The sequence below is a fragment of the Williamsia sp. z71 genome, from assembly GCF_059553375.1.
The window spans coordinates 81,781-100,093 of record NZ_JCANWX010000007.1 but is presented as its reverse complement, the minus strand read 5'-3'; the positions used below and the strand labels follow the sequence as shown (position 1 = coordinate 100,093).

The following is an 18,313-nucleotide window of genomic DNA, read 5'->3' as shown; positions in this document are numbered from 1 at the left end:
GCTATCCACACTGTGTGAAGGGGGTGCGCGCCGGGCTAACCTGAGGGTTGACTCACATTTGAGGTGGTACCGCAGAACACAGATGTTTCGGCGTGGTCGAAACGCCGGGTGAGCGCCGGGTATCGCCTGGCGGAGCACCCTTACGCTGATGGCATGAACCAGGCAGTCCGACGTGACCCGATCGATGAACCAGCTCTCCGAGAGGCGGTGGCCGGGACCCGATGGAGTTCTGTGAGCGTGGTCGAGGAGACCGGTTCGACCAATGCGGATCTGGTGGCACTGGCCGCAACGTCGGACTGTGCCGGGTCGGTGATTGTCGCCGAACACCAGAGTGCGGGTCGCGGTCGCCACACCCGGCAGTGGGTGAGCCCGCCACGCTCACAGGTGGCGATGTCGGTGGCGGTGGCCGCCGATGGCCGCAACGCTCCGGCCGCGCTCGGCTGGTTGCCGCTGCTGGCCGGTCTCGCCGTGGTCGAGGGCATCGGGGCGGTCACCGACCTCGAACCGGTGCTCAAATGGCCCAACGACGTCCTGCTGCCCGCACCCGGCGGCACCACCGAGGGCATCGGCGGACGGAAGGTGTGCGGCATCCTCGCCGAACTGACCCGCGGGCCGTCCGGCGCGGTGGCGATCGTCGGGATGGGGATCAACGTCAGCCTCACCGAGGCCGAACTCCCGGTCCCCACGGCGATCTCGCTCGATCTCGCGGGCGCCGATGTGAACAGAGCGGATCTTGCCGCGGCCGTGCTCATCGCCCTGGATCGCCGGTTGCGCCAGTGGCCGGACGACATCGACGGACTCCGGCAGGACTATCGCGAGCGCTGTGCCACGCTCGGTCACCACGTGCGGGTGGAATTGCCGCTGGACAGACAACTCGAGGGGGTGGCGGTCGAGATCGACACCACCGGGCGGGTCGTCGTGCAGGATGCGGACGGAGACCGGGTCGCGGTCTCGGCCGGCGACGTGACCCACCTGCGCATCACCGACTGACCCCCCGGTCCCGCGAGCTCGTGGCGAGCTCGCGGGAGGGGCGATCAGATCAGGGGCGTTCCATGCTCTTGGTGCCCATCGCGGGGATCAGGAACATGATCGGCAGCCCGATCACGGCGTGGACGATCGCGGTCGAGATGCCGGTGGTCCATTCGCGCGAGAGCAGCAGCGGGATCAGGATCGCCGCGACGACGAGCAGGCCAACGATCCACTTGAAGAAGTCGTTGGGCGCCGGCGTCGCGAGCTGCAGGACGTACCAGAGCGCGCCCGCGAAGAGCGCGCAGAGGAATGCCACGACGGCGAACCAGTATTCGTCGTTGGCCATCGGATTCCAGACACCGAGCGCGCCGGTTTCGTTCACCCGCGTGATGATGAGCCGGATGATCCAGGCGACGAGCCAGGCCGCGAGGCCGGTGACCACGGCGGTGGCCAGGACGCCACCGACGAACATCGTCGGATTGACCTGTGGCCGATTGGGTTTCGGACGCCGCTTCGGCGCTGCCGGCCGCGCCACCGGCGCCTGATCGTCCCGGTATTGCTCGGCGGGATACTGCTCGTAGGGTTGCTGGTAGCCCTGTTCGGGGTACGCCTGGCTGTATGCCTGCGGATCGGGGTCCTGTCCGTGGTCGTAACGCCGGGTGCGTGGGTTGTTGGGGTCATTCGGGTACATCGGGCACCTCCCTGCAGGTGAGTCTACTGATCACCGACACCTGCGGTGTTCAATGATGAGGCGACAACCGTAACCCCTTCCAGAGCTCGCACCTCGCGTCAGGTGTGGCCGGCGGGTGGTTTGATTGCGGCACGTCCAGATGTGGCGCACCGGCGCGTCGGCTTACATGCGTATCGAGAGGGAAGGCCTGTTGATGGGGTATCCGGAGAGCATCCTGGCGCAGGGTGAGCGCGTCGTCCTGCACCATCACCCGCATTGGAAATGCCTGCTGATGCCGACCGTGGTGTTCGTTCTGGGCACGGCCCTGGCGGGTGTGGCGGGCGGATACCTGTCGACCTCGGATGTCAGCTCGTCCACGAAGACGGTCCTGGGCATCATCCTCGCGGTGGCGTGGCTCGCGGTGGTGCTCTGGTTCTTCGTCCGTCCGTTCATCAGCTGGCGGACCACACACTTCGTGCTCACCGACCGTCGCGTGACCTACCGCAACGGCATCCTGACCCGATCCGGGATCGACATCCCGGTTCAGCGCATCAACTCCGTCGAGTTCCGGCACGGCATCATCGACCGGATCTTGCGGACCGGGACGCTGATCATCGAGTCGGCCTCCGAGGATCCGCTCGAGTTCACCGACATCCCGCAGGTCGAGCGCGTCCATTCCCTGCTCTATCACGAGGTCTTCGACACCGCCGACGGCGACGACTTCCGTGGGCGCCGGTGAGTGTCGTCGCCGACTTTTCGGGCACGGACATGAGCGTTGACGGCCCATCCGGGCGCGGTGGGCCTAAGTTGATCAGGTGACCGACGTTCTGCTCGCCGAAGACGATGAAGCGATATCCGCGCCGCTGGCGCGTGCGCTGACCCGCGAGGGTTACGGCTGCGAGGTTGTCACCACCGGGACCGACGCACTCGAACGCGCCGCCAGTGGGCGGTTCGAGCTGCTGGTGCTCGACCTCGGCCTACCCGAGATGGATGGTCTCGAGGTGTGCCGCCGCATCCGGCAGACCCGGCCACAACTGGCCGTGCTGATGCTCACCGCCCGCACCGATGAGGTCGACTTCGTCGTCGGTCTCGATGCAGGGGCAGACGACTACGTCGGGAAGCCGTTCCGGCTCGCCGAACTGCTGGCCCGGGTCCGGGCGTTGTTGCGCCGCAAGCACACCGCCGATGTCGTGCTCGAGGCCGGTGACATCCACCTCGACGCCCGCGGACGACGCGTCCAGGTCTCCGGCGTGGACACGACACTGGCCAACCGGGAATTCGACCTGCTGCGCTATCTGATGGAGCGGGCCGGCGAGGTGGTCAGCCGGGAGGAGATCCTGACCGAGGTCTGGGGCACCCCGGATCTGTTGTCGTCCAAGACGCTCGACATGCACATCTCCTGGTTACGGCGAAAGATCGGCGACGACCAGCCCAACCGGCGCAAGCGGATCGTCACCGTCCGCGGTGTCGGCTTCCGCTTCGATCCCGACTAGACCGTGCGCGGTCGCATACTCCGATCGATGATCGGCATGGTCGTGGGCATCGGGTTGCTCCTCGGCGTGCCACTGATGGTCACTGCGTGGTGGTGGGTGGGTGACACCGCGCAACAGGACCTCGACGATCGGCTCAAACGCATCTCCACAGAACTGCTCCTCCAGGAGGGCTCGGACGGCACGATCACCGGGGGTCTGGACCGGGAGAAGTTCCGTCTGCTGATCCCGCCCGAGGGTCGGTTGGTGATCACGTATCCGGTGAGGACGCCGACCGGGACCGAACAACGCGAGGTCGGCATCGGCACCGAGTTCGATGAAGAGCCCGCCACCGAATCGCTCGCCCTGGGCGAGGCCGGGTCATTGACCCTGTCGATCCCGCAGAACCAGGTGCGCAGCAGGCAGTGGGCTGCCGTGGGCGTCGTGTCGCTGGTCGTGACGATGTCGGTGATCGCCGGGATGGTGGTCGCGGCGGTCACCGCCGGGCGCCTGGCCGATCCACTCGAAGACGTCGCGAAGCGGGCGGCGCGGATGGCACAGGGCGACTACGGGACCGAGGGCCGGCACTACGACATCGAGGAGCTCGACCGGATGTCGTCTGCACTCGACGCCGCGAACCGGGAGATCATCACCCGGCTCGAACGCGAGGGCCGGATCGTCGGTGAGGTGTCCCATCAGCTCCGTAGTCGGCTCACCGCGATCCGGTTACGGCTCGAGGAGTTGTCGATCCATCCCGACACCGATGTCGTACATGAAGCGGAAGCGGCTTTGGCACAGGTGGAACGACTGACCAGTGAGCTCGACGAGTTGATCACCGCGGCCCGCGGCGAACAGGTCGCGATGCTCGAACCGGTCGACATCTCGAAGCAGGTCGCTCTGGTGGTATCCGACTTCCAGCAGGCGTTCGCGGTCGAGGGCCGTGAGTTGATCGCGCAGACGAGCGGGCACGCCGAAGCCCGGGCGACCCCCACCCGGTTGCGGGAGGCGCTGGCGGTGCTCGTCGACAACGCACTGCAGCACGGTCAGGGCAGGACCGTCGTCGACACCCAGGAGTTGCCGGGCAGCGGAATGATCCGGATCTCGGTGTCGGATGAGGGGCCGGGCGTGACCGACGAGAGTGCACCGCACGTATTCCAGCGGGGCTATTCGGAGGGAGGCTCGAGTGGCGTCGGACTGTCGCTGGCGAGGTCGCTCATCGAGGCCGACGGCGGCCGGCTCGATCTGCTGTATCGCCGTCCACCGACGTTCGCGATCGTCGTGCCCCGATATGACATCGGGGAGCACGGTACGGATGCATCGCGCAGCCGGGCCGAACCCAGGTGAAACCGGGGAACGTTCAGCTGTGGCCGAGTTCGCGGGGTGTCGGTTCGAGGCCGGGGGTCACCGATTCGGCCGCATCCAGGTCGGATTCGGGGAAGGCGAAGCGGCGCAGTGCCCAGAAGCGGAAGGCCATCTGGATCAGGTTGCCGATGATGTAGCCCAGGACGAAGTCCATGATGACCAGTTTGGTGACGTCCACCGAGCTACGGATGTCGAAGAGGTTGTTGGCGACGAACAGGGGGGCCGCCTGTAACACGACACCGACGCCACTGATCGCGAAGAACAGCATGGCCTCGTGGTGTGTTTCGCGTCCGCCACGATTCTTGAACGCCCACTCGCGGTTCAGGACGTAGCTGACGATCGTGGCCAGTACGCCGGAGATGATCTTGGCGATGACCGGCTTGGTGTCCAGGACGGTCAGGCTCAGCGAATAGAAGATCGCCATGTCGAGGATCATCATCGATCCGCCGATGATCGCGAACTTGATCAGCTCGTGGTGACGCATCGCCAGCGCTCGGATCGGCGCTGGAGTACGGGACAGCAGCCCGTCGATGAATGACACAAGGATGCAGTCTACGAAATAACCACCCGTCGAAACGAATCTCCGAGCGTATGGGCTGCCCGTGTCATCCATCGAGGTCCGAACATGACACGATTGGTAGCCGTGACGAGTGATCGAAACCCAGCCCCCGAATCGATCGTGGCAACGGTTCCGCCGGCGCCCGCCCCGGCATCGGCAGGACGCGGGACCGCGGCGAGCGGAAGCCGGACCGCGGCGGCCTCGGGCATGCCGGTGGTGACCATGATCGGTGGCGGTCAGCTCGCCCGGATGACCCATCAGGCAGCGATCGCGCTCGGACAGCGGCTGCGGGTTCTGGCCGCCTCCGCCGACGAACCCGCCGGTCAGGTGACCCCCGACCTGGTTGTGGGTTCACACACCGACCTCGACGATCTCCGGGCCGCCGCTGCGGGCTCCCATGCGCTGACCTTCGACCACGAAGGTGTACCCGTAGAACTTCTCGAGGTTCTGGTCTCCGAAGGCGTCAAGGTCCTGCCGCCGCCGACGGCGTTGATCTACGCCCAGGACAAACTGAAGATGCGCCGCAAACTGGCCTCGCTCGGCGCGCCGATTCCCGATTACGTCGAATTGGCCGGCCCCGATCTGCAGGCTGCGCTCATCGAATTCGGTGACCGACATCACTGGGAGATCGTCCTCAAGGCGATCCGCGGCGGCTACGACGGGCGGGGTGTCTGGCTGATCGAGAATCGGGAACAGGCGCTCGAGGTCCTGGCGAAGGCACCCGAGGGAACCGCACTGATGGCCGAGCAGAAGGTGGCGCTACGTCGGGAACTGTCCGCGATGGTCGGGCGCTCGCCCTTCGGGCAGGGTGCGGTCTGGCCGGTCGTCGAAACCGTGCAGCGCAAGGGTCAGTGTGCCGTCGTGATCGCGCCGGCACCCTCCTTGGACGCCGACGTCGCGGCACAGGCGCAGCGCCTGGCGTTGTCGCTCGCCGCCGAATTGGGTGTCGTCGGTGTGATGGCGGTGGAGTTGTTCGAGACGCGCGATGGCGACCTGCTGGTGAACGAGCTGGCGATGCGTCCGCACAACAGTGGTCACTGGAGCATGGACGGCGCGGTGACCGGGCAGTTCGAACAGCATCTGCGAGCCGTGCTCGATTACCCGCTCGGTGACACCGGCACCCTCGCGCCGATCACCGTGATGGCGAACATCCTCGGGGCCGAGGAGGCGCCGGAGATGTCCATGGACGAACGGCTGCATCACCTGTTCGCCCGGATTCCGCAGGCCAAGGTGCACCTCTACGGCAAGGGCGAGCGGCCGGACCGCAAGATCGGGCACATCAATGTGCTCGGCGCGGCGTCGGACGACATCGACGACCCGGCCGATGTGGCACGCGTGCGGGAGATCGCCGAACGGGCGGCACACTGGATGTCGACCGGGATCTGGACAGATGGATGGGATGTGCACGGTGAGTGAAACTGCAGGGGCGGCCTCGGGGCCGCGTGTCGGCCTGATCATGGGCAGTGATTCCGACTGGCCGACGATGGAGGCCGCCGCCGAGGCGCTCGCTGAGTTCGGGGTCCGATTCGAGGTCGGCGTCATCTCGGCGCACCGCACACCGCAACGCATGCTCGACTACGCCAGAGATGCTGCCGGTCGCGGCCTTTCGGTGATCATCGCCGGCGCCGGTGGCGCCGCCCACCTGCCCGGCATGGTGGCGTCGGCAACCCCGCTGCCGGTCATCGGTGTGCCGGTGCCGCTCAAGTATCTCGACGGCATGGATTCTCTGCTGTCGATCGTGCAGATGCCCGCCGGGGTACCGGTGGCCACCGTGTCGATCGGTGGGGCGCGCAATGCCGGCCTGCTGGCTGTGCGCATCCTGGCCGCGTCCGATCCGGCTCTGCGGGTCAGGATGGAACGGTTCCAGGCCGATCTGCACGACATGGTCCTGGCGAAAGATCAAGCGTTGCAGGAGAATCTGCTCGGCGGATAGCGCCGAACGACACTCGCCCAAATCAACTCGACCCGGTGATCAAACGTCGACGGAACAGGTCGAGTACGTCGTCGAGCGCCTGCCGCGTGGGTTGGCCGGGCTCGTCGATGAGGTGCTCGGTCAAGGGCGAGTGCGGTGGCATCGGCGACGGCCCGGCCGCACTGTCGTCGAGTTCGATCGCCACGAACGCATCGCCGAGTTCTCTGCGCAGGTATTCGAAGCGTCGTGGGGGACAGATGCGGTCGCCTTTGAATCGGACGCCGAGCACCTGAAGTCCGTTCGCGCATCGCCGCTTGACGGTCTCGAGTTCTTCGGGCGAGATGTCGATGTTGCCGGCCAGTGCGTTGACCGGCCGAAAAGGCAGCGACGGCTGGGCCAGCACGGGTGCCAGCAGCCGGTCGTCGGTGGCCATCGCCAATGCGAATCCGCCGGTGAAACACATGCCGATCGCGCCGACGCCGGGCCCACCGCAACGAGTGTGTTCGTGGGCGGCGAGGGCGCGTAGCCAGGTGACGACAGGTGAGGACTTCCCGGTTGCCAGAGTGGTGAACTCGCTGCTGATGCAGGTCGGGACGAGCGTTGCGGCCATTTTCGCCAGGTCTGCGGGTCCGGAGTTGTTCGGATCCAGCCCATCGATTCCGAAAAGGCTGGGAAGTACTGCGGTGCAGCCGATCTCGGATACCTTGCGAGCGAAGTCGAGCACCTTCGGCGTGATGCCCGGCATTTCGGCGACGATGATGACCGCGGGCCCGCGCCCGCGCCGGTAGATGGTCCTGGTCTCGCCGAAGTGCGTGAAATCGGTCATCTCGAAATCGGAGAGTGCAGCTGCCGGTGAGGTCTGTTCGCTCATCTGATGATCGCCTTTCGACAGCCGGTCCTCGGGTGCGCCCAAGGCTAGCTTTCGGCGCTGCCCGGTGGGGCTCGAACAGACTTCAGTTACCCGGCAGTAACTGAATCTATCGCCGGTATTAGAATTGCGGCGAAGGAAAATCGCACTGGCGCCTACTAGGAGTGTTCTGATGGCCGGCAATCCCGACTTCGATCTGTTCAAGCTCGCTGAAGAGCACGATGAGCTGCGTTCCGCGATCCGGGCGCTTTCGGAAAAGGAGATCGAACCGCACGCGGCGGACGTCGATGAGAAGTCGCGCTTCCCGGAAGAGGCCCTCACCGCGCTGACCGCCTCGGGATTCAACGCCATCCACGTGCCCGAGGAATACGACGGCCAGGGCGGTGACTCGGTCGCGGCATGCATCGTGATCGAAGAGGTCGCCCGGGTGTGCGCATCGTCCTCGCTGATCCCGGCCGTGAACAAGCTCGGCACGATGGGGTTGATCCTCAAGGGCTCCGAGGAGCTCAAGCGGCAGGTCCTGCCGACCCTTGCCAGCGGCGAGGCGATGGCTTCCTACGCGCTCTCCGAGCGTGAAGCGGGTTCCGACGCCGCCTCGATGAAGACCCGCGCCAAGGCGGTCGGCGACGACTGGGTGCTCAACGGATCCAAATGCTGGATCACCAACGGTGGTAAGTCCACCTGGTACACCGTCATGGCCGTCACCGATCCCGACAAGGGCGCCAACGGCATCTCCTCGTTCATCGTCCACAAGGACGACCCCGGCTTCACCGTCGGGCCGCTGGAGAAGAAGCTCGGCATCAAGGGTTCGCCGACCGCCGAGCTGTACTTCGAGAACTGCACCATCCCGGGTGACCGCATCATCGGCGAGCCGGGCACCGGTTTCAAGACCGCGCTCGAGACCCTCGACCACACCCGCCCGACCATCGGTGCACAGGCCGTCGGTATCGCACAGGGCGCGTTGGATCAGGCGATCGCCTACACCAAGGACCGTAAGCAGTTCGGCAAGTCGATCAGCACCTTCCAGGGTGTGGAGTTCATGCTCGCCGACATGGCGATGAAGGTGGAGGCCGCCCGTCTGATGGTCTACACCTCGGCAGCACGCGCCGAGCGTGGCGAGAAGAACCTCGGGTTCATCTCGGCCGCTGCCAAGTGCTTCGCCTCGGATGTGGCCATGGAGGTCACCACCGACGCGGTGCAACTCTTCGGCGGCGCCGGTTACACCCGCGACTTCCCGGTCGAGCGGATGATGCGCGATGCAAAGATCACCCAGATCTACGAAGGCACCAACCAGATCCAGCGCGTCGTGATGTCGCGCGCGCTGCTGCGCTGACGCCCGCGGTTTCGGTGTTCTCTGGTCCACCCGTGGTCTGATGCGACAGACCGCGGGTGGGCACTAGATTGGGCCAGATGAGCACCCAGCGGATACTCGAGCGCTGGCACAGATTTGCCGAGCCGCGGCGTCTCCTGCTCGATACCCTGTTGGCCGGTGCCATCGCACTGTTGACCGTCGTTCCCGAGTTGTGGGAAGAGATGGGCGATCGGGTTCTCTGGCGGATCCTGCTGGGAGCCATCGCCTGTGCGGCGCTGGCGTTCCGCCGAACCAGTCCCGACATCGCCGGTCTGGCGATCGCCGGTGTCTCGTTTGTACATGTCGCGGTTGACCAGAACCTGAGTCCGGCGGTCGGTACGGCCGCGCTGATCGGTCTGTATTCGATGGCCGCCTACGGCTCGGTCCGGGGCACCGGCGCCGCGTTGGTTCTCGGGATATGCGGCGGCGTCGCGGCTTCGGGCCGGTTCTTCTCCGCTGCCAGGGAAACACCGGAATTCGACTACAGCCTGGTCGACGCCGCATTCTTGGCCGCGTTCGCCGCCGGTGTGTGGGCGGTCGGGATGCTGCGCCGGACGCGGATGCGTGAGGTCGCGACATTGCGGGAGCGGGCGCGGCTGCTGGAACTGGAGCGGGCCCAGGAGGCCGAACTCGCCGCGGTCGGTGAACGCACCCGCATCGCGCGCGAGATGCACGACATCATCGCCCACACCCTGACCGTTGTTATCGCCCAGGCAGATGGCGGACGCTATGCGGCCCAGCAGGATCCGGACGTGGCGGTCAAGGTGCTCGCGACGATCGCCGACAACGGCAGGCAGGCGTTGGCGGATATGCGAGCGCTGCTCGGGGTCTTGCGAGATGACGGTCCGCGCGACATCCGTGCGATTCCGGGCATCGCCGATCTCGAGGACCTGGTGGCGACGGTGCGGTCGGGCGGATTGCCGGTCCGGTTCCAGACGATCGGTGAACCCCGCGACGTGTCGGCGGGGTGTGGGCTGACCGCCTACCGGGTCGTCCAGGAATCCCTGACCAACATTCTCAAACACGCCGGCGATGGAGCCCGCGCCGACATCGAATTGCACTGGGGAGATGAGGAATTGACGATCACGGTCACAGACGATGGCCGCGGGCGCGGGGACGCCGTCGTCGACGGTGGGGGCAAAGGCGTGCTGGGGATGCGGGAACGCGCTGAATTGCACGGTGGCTCACTGCAGGTCGGCAACCGCGCGGACGGAGCCGGCCATGAAGTACGCGCGATCCTTCCGTTGGGCGATTCCCGATGACCGAATCGATCCGGGTCGGCCTCGTCGACGATCAGGCGCTGGTACGGGCGGGCTTCGGCATGGTCATCAACTCACAACCCGACATGGCCGTGGTGATGGAGGCCGCAGACGGCGCCCAAACCCTGGCCCGTCTGACCGAATGCGACGCCGATGTCCTGCTCATGGATGTCCAGATGCCCGGGGTCGACGGGATCTCGGCGACCCGGCAGATCCTGGAGTCCGGTGGCCCGGCGCCGAAGGTCCTGATCCTGACCACCTTCGACACCGACGAGTATCTCTTTGCGGCGATCGCCGCCGGAGCCAGCGGCTTCCTGCTCAAGGATGCCCAGCCCGAAGAACTACTCGCGGCGATCCGCACCGTACACGCCGGTGACGCCGTGATCGCGCCCCGATCGACGCGGCGTCTGCTCGAACATGTGGCCGGAACCGTATCCGGGCGATCGGAACCGGCGGCGCAGTGGTCATCACCGCCGGTACCGGCAGACCTGATCGATGCCCTCACCCCGCGCGAAACCGAAGTCCTGCAGGCGATCGCGATCGGCAAGACGAACGGCGAGATCGCAGCCGACTTCCACCTGTCCCTGGCGACGGTGAAAACGCACGTCGGCCGGATCCTCGCGAAGACCGGATCCCGCGACCGGGTTCAGGTGGTGCTGTTCGCGTTCCGCACCGGCATGGTGGGGATCGACGACATTCTCCGGCTGCACGCGTAGTCGCATCAGCCGACATCAGACCCCGGTCTGATGGTCGGTTGACGCACAAATCCGCCTTCGCGCCGATGTCTGCGCACAACTCTCGGCAATACGTTTGTCCGACAGGTCATTTGACCATGCAGCGGACAATGGGAGGTTGGGCAATGTCAGAAGCAGTCGCCGCGCGGGCGATAGGTGTACGCAAGTCGTACGGCCAGGGCGATGCGGTGGTCCACGCACTGCGTGATGTGAGTATCGAGGTGCCGGCCGGCCGGTTCACGGCGATCATGGGGCCATCGGGTTCGGGAAAATCGACTCTCATGCATTGCCTGGCCGGACTCGACACCCCGACCTCGGGAACGGTGCGGATCGGCGAGGTGGATCTGGGGCACAGCGGCGACTCCGAGCGAACGCGGCTGCGGCGCAGGGAACTCGGCTTCGTCTTCCAGGCGTTCAATCTGCTGCCGGCACTGACCGCCCGAGCCAACATCGTCCTGCCACTGACCCTTGATCGGCGCACACCCGATCAGGCCTGGTTCGACGAACTCGTCGACGTGCTCGGCATCGCAGATCGCCTCGACCACAGGCCGAGTGAACTCTCCGGCGGCCAACAGCAACGCGTCGCGATCGCGCGGGCGCTGCTGGGCCGGCCCCGGCTCGTCCTGGCCGATGAGCCCACCGGCAACCTCGACAGCACGTCCGGGGCGCAGGTTCTGTCCCTGCTGCGTGACAGCAGCCGCCACGGCGGACAGACCATCGTCATGGTGACGCACGATCCGGTCGCGGCGAGCTACTGCGATCAGGTCTTGGTGATGGCAGATGGGCGACTGGTCGATCACATCGATTCACCCACTGCGGATTCCGTTCTCGACTCGATGGTTCGGCTTGGTCCGGCAGCAGCGCGGACGGCCGGTGGGTTGTGATGAGGGCGTTTGTTCTGGCGCAGATGCGGATGCACCGGGGCCGGTATGTGGCCTCGGCTCTGGCAGTGGTGTCCTCCGTCGCGTTCGTGGCAGCGACGTTGACGCTGACGGCGAGCGCCACCGCGTCGATGCGGGATTCGGTTGCCGGGCAGTTCTCCGGCGTCGACGCCGCGGTCCTGGTCCCGGGCGAGTTCGCCGAACGCACCACCTCGCAGGTCGCCGCCGTGCCCGGTGTCGCTGCGGTGGCGCTCGACCGGGAGCGTCTGGTCAGTGTGACCAGCGGCGACAAGTCGTACAACCAGGTGAACCTCGGCACGATGGCGCGCGATGAGGGGCTCCGCCGGCAACAACTCTCGGTCGGACTGATGCCCAAGGGGCCGTCGCAGGTGGTGGCCTACGCGGGATCGAATTTCGCGCTCGGACAACGGCTCTATGTCCGGCCCGATGTCGGCGCGGGCGCCGACCGGGTCGCCACCGAGATGACTGTGGTGGGGTTGCTGAGATCCGATGGCGCGGCGGCCGGCCCCACGCAACTCTTCGGGTCCCCGGAAGCGGTGTCGGCGGTCGCTCCCGGACGGGCGGACGAGCGGGCCCAGGATGTGGTCATCCGGATCGCCTTCGACGGATCCGCTGATCCCGTTGTCGTTCTCGGCACCCTCCGGGCACAGGTCGCGCCGGTACCCGGCGCCGAGGTGGTCACCGGAACCGAGGCCGCCGACAGGGTTCTGGCCCGATATACCGGCGAGAACGATCTGTTGGCCACCGTCCTGTTGGGCTTCGCCGCCATCACCGCCCTGGTGGCCTGCCTGGTCATCTCCAATACCTTTGCGGTGCTGGTCTCTTCGCGTACCCGTGAGCTGGCGCTGTTGCGTTGCATCGGTGCCGAGGTGTCGCAGGTGCGTGCTGTGGTGCGGCTGGAGGCCCTGGTCCTGGGCGTGGTCGCCGCGGCAGGCGGTGTGGTGCTCGGCATCGGAGGGGCGGCCGCGGCCACGGCGATCGTCCGGATGACGGGTGCTGCGATACCGCTGACCGACCTGTCGATCCCGCTCGCGGCGACGGTGGTGCCGCTCCTGCTCGGAGTGGTGATGACGCTGGTGGCCGCCTCGGTACCGGTCCGTTCGGCCACCAGGATCCCGCCACTGGCCGCATTCGCCACCGGTGACGAGAGCGCGGCGGGCGGCGGGAGGCCGGTTGTTCGCCTGTGGTGCGCCGGGGTACTCGGGATCGCGGGTGGTTCGACCCTGGTACTCGGACTCGTCCTCGGATCAGGTGTGGTGGCCGGTGTCGGAGGTGCGATGACATTTCTGGCGGTGATGCAGGCCGGCGTCGTGGTGTTCCCGCCGCTGATCCGCAGCGTCGGTCTTGTCGGCGCGCGGGCCCTTCGGCGGACCGCGGCCGGCCCGGTTGCCGAACTCGCGGCCGCGAATGCCGGCAGGTCACCGCGCCGGACAGCGGCCACGGCATCGGCGTTGATCATCGGGATCACGCTGACCACCATGATGGTGACCGGTGCACAGACGGTCCGGTCGAGCGCCACCGCACTCATCTCCGATATGCACCCGGTCGACCTGATCGTCTCCTCGGGTTCGCCACTGTCCGGTGAACTCGTCAACGCGATCAGGAAGACGCCGGGCGTGGCCGGCGCGGTCACGGTGACCCGCACGGACATCATGGTGAACGGCGTCCCGCTGGCGGTGGGCGCCGTGGATCCGGTGCACTTACAACAGGTCATGCGCAGTGACCGGGCCCCGTCCCCGGATGAGATCGCGGTGGAGCCCGAAGACCGGTCGCTCGTGGGTGTCGCGGTGGGGCAGCAGGTTTCGGTGATGGCCGGTGGCCTGAACCGGATGATGACGGTGGTCGACGGCGAGAGCGGTTCCTTCGCGGACCGGGACGTCGTGCGCGCGGCGCCCGTGCCCACCGGACTCGCGATCCGGCTCGACTCGGTCGGCGCCGAGGGGGAACGGGTTGTCACCGCGCTGCGTGATCTGGTCGCGGGCAGCGCGCCGGACGCGACATTTTCCGGTGGTGCCGAGATCGCGCAGCAACTGGACGAGGTCGTCACACTCGTCCTGCGAATCGTGTTGGCACTGTTGGCCGTCGCGGTGGTGGTGGCTCTGATCGGGGTGGGGAACACGATGGCGCTGTCGGTGATCGAGCGTCGACGGGAGAACGCGCTGCTGCGGGTGGTCGGGCTCAGCCGCCGCGGGGTCGCGGCCATGTTGCTGGGGGAGGCCGCGACGATCGCCGCGGTGGCCTCGGCCGTGGGTGTGGCCCTGGGAACCGGATACGGTCTGGCCGGCGCGGCCGCGGTGCTCGGACCCGACCGCTTCGCCGCGCCGGATATGCCCTGGGGCGTACTGGTGGGGATCGTGGTGATCGGTGGGATGGCCGGTCTCCTCGCCGCGGCGCTGCCGGCCCGGCAGGCGCTGCGGGCGGATCCGGCTGCCGCACTGTGACATCTGGGGTGTTCAGGACTTGACATCGAATAGAACGGATGTTCGACTGGTCACATGCGATGGGACGGGCAACTCCTCGACGCCGAACCCGAAGCGGGTGAGGACTCGGCCGCTCCGGCCCTACCGGGACTGGAGCGGGCCGGTCTGGTCAGATCGGTACAGACGCCTGACTTCGACGGTGTGACATTCCACGAAGTCCTCTGCAAGAGCGCACTCAACAAGGTGCCCGAGGCGTCGCAGGCTCCGTTTCGGTGGACCATCAATCCGATGCGAGGATGCCTGCACCAATGCGTGTACTGCTTCGCGCGGGGGACACACGAGTACCTCGATCTCGACGCCGGACGCGACTTCGACACCCAGATCGTGGTGAAGATGAATGTGGCCGCGGTCTTGCGTAAAGAGCTCTCGCGCAGGGGCTGGAAGCGGGAACCGGTGGCACTCGGCACCAACTCCGACCCGTACCACCGGGCTGAAGGACGCTATCGGCTGATGCCGGGGATCATCGGCGCGCTGGCCGATTCCGGGACGCCGATGTCGATCCTCACCAAGGGGACACTGCTGCGGCGCGACCTGCCGCTGTTGTCGCTTGCGGCGCAGAAGGTTCCGGTGTCGATCGGGATCTCGTTGGCGTTGCTCGACGAAGACCTGCGTAAGCAGGTCGAGCCCGGCGCCCCGTCGGCCCGGGCCCGACTGGACCTGATCACCGCAGTCCGTGACGCCGGATTGGATTGCCACGTGATGGCTGCGCCGATCCTGCCGCAGCTGACCGATTCGCGCGGGGCACTCGATGAATTGTTCGGAGCGCTGGCCTCCGCCGGCGCCACCTCGGTGACCGCATTCCCGATGCATCTGCGTGGCCCCACGCGGAACTGGTATCTGACGTGGCTCGGCGAGAACCATCCGGCACTGATGAAGAGCTACCGCCAGATCTACGGGCGCGGGGCCTATCCGGCGCCGGAATACCAGCGGTGGCTGCGCGACCGCACGGCTCCGCTGATCGAGAAGCATGGACTCTCCGCGACTCCGGACGATGTTTCCGGGGACGTCGCGCACAACCCCCTTCGGGGCGCGGCGTCGGCACCCGCGCCGGCGAACGAGCCAGAGCCCACGCTGTTCTGAACGCGCTCGGTTCAGCCGGACCCGGGTCAGACCAGCGTGATGGTGACCTTCTCCGTGGTGACCCGCGCGGCCAGCTTGTCGTCGTCGGGATGGGCCACCTGCACCAGCGAACCGCCGGCGACCAGTGGCATCAGCAGATTGGTGATCAGGTGGTCGGTGGTGTCCCAGGTTCCCGTGGTCATGACCCGTGAGCCCGCCCCGATGCCGAGATCGGCGGCAGAAGCGGTGGCCGCAGAGACGATCTGCGCCACGGTTCGATCGTCGAGAGCCGGATCGGCCGGTCCACCCGGACGGAACTGGTCGCCGTGTACCCGCACCGATGCCGCATAGTCGGTCAGGCCGATCGGCAGATCACGCATCGGCATCCCGAACGGGTCGAGCGAGACCACTGCGATCTCGGGCGCCTGCTCCATCGTGTCGAGGGTGTCCATCGAGCAGAACGCCAGTGCCGCATCGTCGCTGTATCCCAGGCGTACGTGCATTCCGGCCCACCACGCGCCGAGCAGAACCCCGGCGGTCTGCCAGTGTGCGGGCAGATCGACGGCCACGACATCTCCTGGTATCAATCCGAACTCGTCGCGAATCATGTTCGCGGTCTTGGCCGCCCAGTTGGCAGCGGTCAGACCGGACAGTTCGGTCCGTTCACCGGTGGCGTCGTTGTAGTAGGTCAGGAGCGGCTGGGTGCCGTCTCTGGTCAGCGCCGGACTCAGGGCGGCGTCTGCAAGGGTCATCAATTGACACACTCCGGGCCGGTTCCACCGGCGGTGATTCGAGGGGCGGCTGGGGCAGGGGGTGCGGTGTCGCCGGTGGATTCCCGGGGCTCCGGTGAGCCGGAGTCATTGATCGAACCCGGTCCGGTGTAGCTGTCGGTCAGCAGGACCCGCACCGTGTTCGGCGGCAGCGACGGATCGGCGACGATCTGCAGTCCACCGAGGTCCTTGGCCACGGCCTTCGCGCCCGAGTCGTCGGCGTCCGCCGCGAGTACCCGGCTCTCGACGGTGTCGTCGAGGTCGTTACCCGTCTCGCCGGGGAGGTATCCCTTACCGGCGACGATCCGCGAGACGTTGGTGGCCAGTCCGTCGACCGTGCCGGTGTTGATGACGTCGACGGTGTAGTCGGCGGCCACAAACGTGGTCTTGCCGGAGGCGTCCTTGTCGCCGAGCAAACCGGCGGTGAAGGTCTTGACCGCGGCCGGGTCGACCTCGACCACACTCTGCAGTCCGTCGTCGCTCCAGCCCTGTTCCGTGACCACCGGGATGGTGGCGAACTGGACGCGGCCCCCGGACAGATCCTTGAGCTGCTCGACGAACTTGATGACGTCCCAGTTCTGGTCGATCACCACCGACCGCGACACCGCGTCCTGCAGGTCGGACAGTTTGCCGGGGCTCGACAGGGTGCCGGCGGAGAGGACCTTCTGTGCCAGCGACGCCATGAAGACCTGTTGGCGCACGATGCGGTCGAGGTCGCCGCGTGGCAGGTCGTGGCGCTGACGGACAAAACTCAGGGCCTGCGATCCGTCCAGGGTCTGCTCTCCGGCGGGGAAGTCGGCACCCGAGAAAGGTTCGGAGACGGGCGCTTTGAGACAGACGTCGACTCCACCGACCGCGTTGGTGAGCAGGACGAATCCGAGCAGGCCGATTTCGGCGTAGTGGTCGACCTCGACGCCGGTGAGATCGGTGACGGTGTCGATCAGGGCGTCGCGTCCGGCCTCCACCGACTTCTTGTCGGCTTCCTCGAGATCCATACCGTCGTTGACCAGCTCGCCCCGTCGTTCCTCCTTGGCGGAGCCGTACGCGGAGTTGATCTTGGTCATCCCGACACCGGGGACGTCGACGTACGAGTCGCGGGGAATCGAGATCGCCGTGGCCGAGGATCCGTCGTTGGGGATCCGGATGAGCAGGATCGTGTCGGTGTTGGTGCCGACATCGGCGGCGGAGTGCAGCTGCGCCAGTTCCTTCTCCGAGAGAGGGTTGCCGCGGGCGTCGGTGCGGGAGTCGGTGCCGACCATCAAGATGTCGACGGCGCCGTCCTTGCCGCTGCCCAGGCTCAAACCGTCGAGCTTGGTGATGCTGTTCTCGAGGTTGGTCATCTGGTTCCAGGCGAATCCGGTCGCCACCAGAACGGCGACCGAGACCGCGGCCACCGCGATCCGGGTGATCGAACGGGCCGGCTTGTTGTCCTCGACGGTCTCACCCGTGACCGGGGTGTCCGATGTCGGGGGAGCCGCCTTCGGCCGACGACCGTCGGGTGTGGTGGGGCGGCCTCTGCGGGCCTTCTGTGGTGGCTCGCCGGCCCCCTCGCGCAACGGTCGCCGGGGGCGATCGACGTCGTCCTGTCGGCGCCGGGGCCGTCGCTGTTCGGGGGGCACTGCGTCCCGAGGATCGGTCGGCGAGGCGCGCCGGCGCCCACCCGGCGGAACGGGCTGGTCCGAAGCGGCGCGTTGTGGGCGGCCTTCGCGCGGTGATCCGCTGCGACGCTCACCTGACGGTCGATCCGAAGAGGGACGGTCCACGGCGGGCGGCGCTCCTAGTCTCTGTGCTGGGGTCGAGCAGGTACGGGCAATGCTCTGGCGGCGCGCTGTGAACGCGGACCGCCAGTTCGACTTTTGCAATGCTACGTGCGAATGTCACGCCGTCGCCGGAGCTGTACCGGCGCGCCCGTGATGATGTTGTTCACGTTGGTGAATCGGGCCTCGATG

The 18,313-nt window shown here is 66.9% G+C and carries 17 protein-coding genes; 12 read left to right on the top strand and 5 right to left on the bottom strand.

Annotation, left to right across the window (positions count from 1 at the left end; translation table 11 throughout):
• The first annotated feature begins 153 nt into the window (after window positions 1-153).
• Window positions 154-990, top strand: a complete 837-nt coding sequence (locus AC51GR_RS17800; protein WP_496325981.1) for a biotin--[acetyl-CoA-carboxylase] ligase — start codon at window positions 154-156, stop codon at window positions 988-990.
• 49 nt (window positions 991-1,039) lie between these two features.
• Here the strand turns inward: AC51GR_RS17800 and AC51GR_RS17795 are convergent, their stop codons facing one another.
• Window positions 1,040-1,660, bottom strand: coding sequence for a hypothetical protein (locus AC51GR_RS17795; RefSeq protein WP_496325980.1), 621 nt, complete (start codon window positions 1,658-1,660; stop codon window positions 1,040-1,042).
• 166 nt (window positions 1,661-1,826) lie between these two features.
• On the opposite strand from AC51GR_RS17795, the gene AC51GR_RS17790 reads away from it, so the two are divergent.
• The 3 genes from AC51GR_RS17790 to AC51GR_RS17780 all read left to right on the top strand — a co-directional run bounded on the left by AC51GR_RS17790 (window position 1,827) and on the right by AC51GR_RS17780 (window position 4,452).
• Window positions 1,827-2,378: a PH domain-containing protein gene (locus AC51GR_RS17790; protein ID WP_496325979.1), complete on the top strand. Its 552-nt coding sequence runs from the start codon at window positions 1,827-1,829 to the stop codon at window positions 2,376-2,378.
• 76 nt (window positions 2,379-2,454) lie between these two features.
• Complete coding sequence (locus AC51GR_RS17785; RefSeq protein WP_496325978.1) at window positions 2,455-3,132, top strand: response regulator transcription factor; 678 nt, start codon at window positions 2,455-2,457, stop codon at window positions 3,130-3,132.
• A 27-nt stretch (window positions 3,133-3,159) separates the two neighbouring features.
• On the top strand, window positions 3,160-4,452 hold the full coding sequence (locus tag AC51GR_RS17780) for a sensor histidine kinase (protein ID WP_496325977.1): 1,293 nt from the start codon (window positions 3,160-3,162) through the stop codon (window positions 4,450-4,452).
• 13 nt (window positions 4,453-4,465) lie between these two features.
• Here the strand turns inward: AC51GR_RS17780 and AC51GR_RS17775 are convergent, their stop codons facing one another.
• Complete coding sequence (locus tag AC51GR_RS17775) at window positions 4,466-5,011, bottom strand: GtrA family protein (protein WP_496325976.1); 546 nt, start codon at window positions 5,009-5,011, stop codon at window positions 4,466-4,468.
• An 84-nt stretch (window positions 5,012-5,095) separates the two neighbouring features.
• Here AC51GR_RS17775 and AC51GR_RS17770 point away from each other — a divergent pair, with 84 nt between their 5' ends.
• Together AC51GR_RS17770 and purE are read left to right on the top strand one after the other, a co-directional pair.
• Window positions 5,096-6,445 carry a 5-(carboxyamino)imidazole ribonucleotide synthase gene (locus tag AC51GR_RS17770; protein WP_496325975.1) on the top strand — a complete coding sequence of 450 codons (1,350 nt, stop codon included), beginning with the start codon at window positions 5,096-5,098 and terminating at the stop codon, window positions 6,443-6,445.
• Complete coding sequence (gene purE / locus AC51GR_RS17765) at window positions 6,429-6,962, top strand: 5-(carboxyamino)imidazole ribonucleotide mutase (RefSeq protein ID WP_496325974.1); 534 nt, start codon at window positions 6,429-6,431, stop codon at window positions 6,960-6,962. Before AC51GR_RS17770 ends, purE begins: the two co-directional genes overlap by 17 nt.
• Before the next feature lie 22 nt (window positions 6,963-6,984).
• Here the strand turns inward: purE and AC51GR_RS17760 are convergent, their stop codons facing one another.
• Complete coding sequence (locus tag AC51GR_RS17760; RefSeq protein WP_496325973.1) at window positions 6,985-7,812, bottom strand: dienelactone hydrolase family protein; 828 nt, start codon at window positions 7,810-7,812, stop codon at window positions 6,985-6,987.
• Window positions 7,813-7,981: 169 nt separating this feature from the next.
• On the opposite strand from AC51GR_RS17760, the gene AC51GR_RS17755 reads away from it, so the two are divergent.
• From AC51GR_RS17755 to AC51GR_RS17730, 6 genes are all read left to right on the top strand, one after another.
• On the top strand, window positions 7,982-9,142 hold the full coding sequence (locus AC51GR_RS17755; RefSeq protein WP_496325972.1) for an acyl-CoA dehydrogenase: 1,161 nt from the start codon (window positions 7,982-7,984) through the stop codon (window positions 9,140-9,142).
• A 77-nt stretch (window positions 9,143-9,219) separates the two neighbouring features.
• Entirely contained in the window at window positions 9,220-10,422 is a 1,203-nt protein-coding gene (locus tag AC51GR_RS17750) for a sensor histidine kinase (RefSeq protein WP_496325971.1), read from the top strand.
• Window positions 10,419-11,135: a response regulator transcription factor gene (locus AC51GR_RS17745; protein WP_496325970.1), complete on the top strand. Its 717-nt coding sequence runs from the start codon at window positions 10,419-10,421 to the stop codon at window positions 11,133-11,135. Before AC51GR_RS17750 ends, AC51GR_RS17745 begins: the two co-directional genes overlap by 4 nt.
• A gap of 143 nt (window positions 11,136-11,278) precedes the next feature.
• Window positions 11,279-12,037, top strand: coding sequence for an ABC transporter ATP-binding protein (locus tag AC51GR_RS17740; protein ID WP_496325969.1), 759 nt, complete (start codon window positions 11,279-11,281; stop codon window positions 12,035-12,037).
• Window positions 12,037-14,496, top strand: a complete 2,460-nt coding sequence (locus AC51GR_RS17735) for an FtsX-like permease family protein (protein ID WP_496325968.1) — start codon at window positions 12,037-12,039, stop codon at window positions 14,494-14,496. Before AC51GR_RS17740 ends, AC51GR_RS17735 begins: the two co-directional genes overlap by 1 nt.
• A 54-nt stretch (window positions 14,497-14,550) precedes the next feature.
• Entirely contained in the window at window positions 14,551-15,615 is a 1,065-nt protein-coding gene (locus AC51GR_RS17730) for an Rv2578c family radical SAM protein (RefSeq protein WP_496325967.1), read from the top strand.
• Between the two features lie 26 nt (window positions 15,616-15,641).
• Here the strand turns inward: AC51GR_RS17730 and AC51GR_RS17725 are convergent, their stop codons facing one another.
• Window positions 15,642-16,346, bottom strand: a complete 705-nt coding sequence (locus AC51GR_RS17725) for a TIGR03089 family protein (protein ID WP_496325966.1) — start codon at window positions 16,344-16,346, stop codon at window positions 15,642-15,644.
• The gene (locus AC51GR_RS17720; RefSeq protein ID WP_496325965.1) at window positions 16,346-17,983 is read right to left on the bottom strand and encodes an LCP family protein; all 1,638 of its coding nucleotides are present in this window, start codon (window positions 17,981-17,983) and stop codon (window positions 16,346-16,348) included. Before AC51GR_RS17720 ends, AC51GR_RS17725 begins: the two co-directional genes overlap by 1 nt.
• Window positions 17,984-18,313 lie beyond the last annotated feature (330 nt).

What these genes read in the sequence shown, in the direction of transcription:
- AC51GR_RS17800 (WP_496325981.1), top strand. Translation starts at nt 154, where the DNA reads ATGAACCAGGCAGTCCGACGTGACCCGATCGATGAACCAGCTCTCCGA.
- AC51GR_RS17795 (WP_496325980.1), bottom strand. Translation starts at nt 1,660, where the DNA reads ATGTACCCGAATGACCCCAACAACCCACGCACCCGGCGTTACGACCAC.
- AC51GR_RS17790 (WP_496325979.1), top strand. Translation starts at nt 1,827, where the DNA reads ATGCGTATCGAGAGGGAAGGCCTGTTGATGGGGTATCCGGAGAGCATC.
- AC51GR_RS17780 (WP_496325977.1), top strand. Translation starts at nt 3,160, where the DNA reads ATGATCGGCATGGTCGTGGGCATCGGGTTGCTCCTCGGCGTGCCACTG.
- AC51GR_RS17770 (WP_496325975.1), top strand. Translation starts at nt 5,096, where the DNA reads ATGACACGATTGGTAGCCGTGACGAGTGATCGAAACCCAGCCCCCGAA.
- purE (WP_496325974.1), top strand. Translation starts at nt 6,429, where the DNA reads ATGTGCACGGTGAGTGAAACTGCAGGGGCGGCCTCGGGGCCGCGTGTC.
- AC51GR_RS17760 (WP_496325973.1), bottom strand. Translation starts at nt 7,812, where the DNA reads ATGAGCGAACAGACCTCACCGGCAGCTGCACTCTCCGATTTCGAGATG.
- AC51GR_RS17755 (WP_496325972.1), top strand. Translation starts at nt 7,982, where the DNA reads ATGGCCGGCAATCCCGACTTCGATCTGTTCAAGCTCGCTGAAGAGCAC.
- AC51GR_RS17750 (WP_496325971.1), top strand. Translation starts at nt 9,220, where the DNA reads ATGAGCACCCAGCGGATACTCGAGCGCTGGCACAGATTTGCCGAGCCG.
- AC51GR_RS17745 (WP_496325970.1), top strand. Translation starts at nt 10,419, where the DNA reads ATGACCGAATCGATCCGGGTCGGCCTCGTCGACGATCAGGCGCTGGTA.
- AC51GR_RS17740 (WP_496325969.1), top strand. Translation starts at nt 11,279, where the DNA reads ATGTCAGAAGCAGTCGCCGCGCGGGCGATAGGTGTACGCAAGTCGTAC.
- AC51GR_RS17735 (WP_496325968.1), top strand. Translation starts at nt 12,037, where the DNA reads ATGAGGGCGTTTGTTCTGGCGCAGATGCGGATGCACCGGGGCCGGTAT.
- AC51GR_RS17730 (WP_496325967.1), top strand. Translation starts at nt 14,551, where the DNA reads ATGCGATGGGACGGGCAACTCCTCGACGCCGAACCCGAAGCGGGTGAG.
- AC51GR_RS17725 (WP_496325966.1), bottom strand. Translation starts at nt 16,346, where the DNA reads ATGACCCTTGCAGACGCCGCCCTGAGTCCGGCGCTGACCAGAGACGGC.